General features: G+C 63.7%; 2 protein-coding genes. Both read right to left on the bottom strand.

Translation table 11 applies throughout. The annotated features are described in order from the left end of the window. Positions 1-263: phosphoribosylamine--glycine ligase N-terminal domain-containing protein (locus HXX15_RS23080; RefSeq protein WP_296519249.1), on the bottom strand; the 263-nt coding region annotated here is incomplete at its 3' end. A gap of 6 nt (positions 264-269) precedes the next feature. Further along, the coding region (purH, locus tag HXX15_RS23075) for a bifunctional phosphoribosylaminoimidazolecarboxamide formyltransferase/IMP cyclohydrolase (RefSeq protein ID WP_296519248.1) at positions 270-1,511 on the bottom strand (1,242 nt) is incomplete at its 5' end.

The raw sequence follows: 1,511 nt of genomic DNA, 5'->3' as shown, positions 1-1,511 counted from the left end.
CGCAGGCCGGCGGCACGGAAGGCATCCACTACGCCAGCGGCCAGGGGTGCTTCGGGACCGACCACGGTAGCGTGGATCTGTTCCTTCTGCGCAAATGCCACCAGGTCGGCGATGGCGGTAATGGGTACATTTTCCAGCCCGTCCTCGCGCGCCGTGCCGGCATTGCCGGGCGCGACGAAAATCTTTTGCACGCGGGGTGACTTGGCAAGGCGCCAGGCGAGCGCGTGTTCGCGTCCGCCCGAGCCGATGACGAGTAGGTTCATGTCGGATCAGTGCCTGAAATGACGGAAGCCGGTGAAGAGCATGGCGAGATTCTGTTCGTCCGCCGCCGCAATGACTTCGGCGTCGCGCACGGAACCTCCCGGCTGGATGACGGCCGTGGCACCGGCCTTGGCGAGCACGTCGAGACCATCGCGGAACGGGAAGAAGGCATCGGATGCAGCGACCGAGCCAACCACGGTGAGGCCATTGTTCTCGGCCTTGATGGCGGCGATGCGCGCTGAATCGACACGGCTCATCTGGCCTGCGCCGACGCCGACAGTCATGTTGTCCTTGCAATAAACAATGGCGTTCGACTTGACGTACTTGGCGACGCGCCAGGCGAACAGCAGGTCGGCCATTTCCTGGGGAGTCGGATTGCGCTTGGTCACCACCTTGATGTCGGCCTGGGTGATGCGGGCCTCGTCAGCCGTCTGCACAAGCAGTCCGCCACCAACGCGCTTGAAGTCGAACACGCCCTCGGCTTTGCCCAGCGGGACGGTCATGACGCGCAGGTTCTGCTTGGCGCCGAATACAGCGCGGGCGTCTGCGGTGACTTCCGGCGCGATGATGACTTCGGCGAACTGGCCGGCGACGGCTTCGGCCGTGGCTTTGTCGATGGTGGTGTTGAAGGCGATGATGCCGCCGAAGGCCGAGGTCGGATCGGTCTTGAAGGCCTTGCGGTAGGCTTCCTCGGCAGTCGCGCCGATGGCGACGCCGCACGGATTGGCGTGCTTGACGATGACGCAGGCGATCACGCCATCGAAGGCCTTGACGCACTCCCAGGCGGCATCGGAGTCGCCGATGTTGTTATAGGAAAGTTCCTTGCCCTGCAGTTGCGTGTAATTGGCGATGCTGCCGGCGACGGCATTCGGTTCGCGATAGAAGGCGGCTGCCTGATGGGGGTTCTCACCGTAGCGCATGGTGTCGACCTTGTCGAAGGCGAGTTGCAGTCGATCGGGGAAAGTCGTCGGCTTGTTGTCTTCGCCGAGGCTGGTCAGCCAGTTGGCGATGGCGCCGTCGTAACGACCGGTGTGCGTGAAGGCCTTCTTCGCCAGGGCGAAGCGCGTCTTGTACGATAGCTCGCCGCCGTTGGCCTTGAGCTCATCGAGCACCGGAGCGTAGTCTTCCGGATCGGTCAGCACGCCGACACCGCCGGCTTCATTGCCGTGGTTCTTGGCTGCGGCGCGCACCATGGTCGGGCCGCCGATATCGATGTTTTCAATCGCATCTTCCAGCGTGCAACCGGGCTT

This window comes from Rhodopseudomonas sp., assembly GCF_013377015.1.
Taxonomy (GTDB): Bacteria; Pseudomonadota; Alphaproteobacteria; order Rhizobiales; family Xanthobacteraceae; genus JARJEH01.
This window is presented reverse-complemented; position numbering and strand designations above follow the sequence as displayed.